The sequence below is a fragment of the Oleiphilus sp. HI0079 genome (assembly GCF_001635105.1).
Genome location: NZ_LWFT01001233.1, coordinates 1 through 1,002, shown reverse-complemented (window position 1 = coordinate 1,002; position 1,002 = coordinate 1). Strand labels below are relative to the sequence as shown.

At 46.5% G+C, this 1,002-nt stretch carries 1 protein-coding gene; it reads left to right on the top strand.

Features of this window, described 5'->3' with window-relative positions:
- The first annotated feature begins 44 nt into the window (after positions 1-44).
- A complete protein-coding gene (locus tag A3750_RS21785; RefSeq protein ID WP_068454630.1) occupies positions 45-896 on the top strand; it encodes a hypothetical protein in 852 nt (283 codons plus the stop codon).
- Positions 897-1,002 lie beyond the last annotated feature (106 nt).

Below are 1,002 nucleotides of genomic sequence, written 5' to 3'. Positions count from 1 at the left end.
CACTATTTTAAGTCGATTAGCGCGAGCGCTATGGAGGAAGGCTCATGAGTGAAGAAAGTGCATATGCGCTCTTTAAGGACAATAAACTGTCTGTCATTACGTTCTCGACCAAGGATGCCGCCTTTGCGATTCCACTCCAGCAAGTGCTGTACATCGAGAAGGATGTAAAACGCAACATTCAGCTTGATGAACTCAACAGTTTCAACCATGAAGTCATCACTTATCAAAACAACACGGTAGAGCTTTATGACTTCAACAAGCTCATTGGCTCCGATGATCATCAAAATCGTATGTCCGCTCTGATGACAGACTTGGATGACTATGAAGTCGCGCATCTCAATTGGATTGATCAAATCGAAACCGCCATTCAACATCAGTCCAGCGCGCCGACGAAGCCAGCAAAAGTCGAAGAGTTGCTCAAGTGGACACGCACCTATTCAAACACCAATGCGGAGCTCACTGAAGTTATAAACAGCCTAGAAGAGCCCTGCAAAGAATTACAAAGAGACCTAGAACGTATTTGTCAGATTTTGGCGAATCAGGATCAAGCGCTGATACTGCTCAAGCGAACTCAAGAGAATAGCCTTAAGGCATTTCACAATCATCTTCAGCAAGCGAAAGAGCGCGCTGAAAATAGCGTTCGGCCTATCATCCTATTTGTTGAACACGATCAAGGGCGAGTGTCCGCGCTCAGGCTCGATAATATTAAAGATATTATTGATTATGATTGGTCTAACTTCAGTACCGACAACTCGTCTGAGGGTCTAATGAAACAGAGAACGGACGATTATCATATCGAAGGCTTTTTGCGCAACGAAGATAACGCGCCATTGATGCTCATCAACTGCAAAACGGAAACGGCGCTATTACCCGGAAAGCAAAGCCAGGTTGCGTGAGCGCGGCAGCTACAATAAAGCGCGCAGCGCCTCCGCTAGCTCTTCGGGTTTCGCGTTGTGCTCAAGCACCCGCTGTAATTCACCGTCGGCATCAACGACAAAGTAG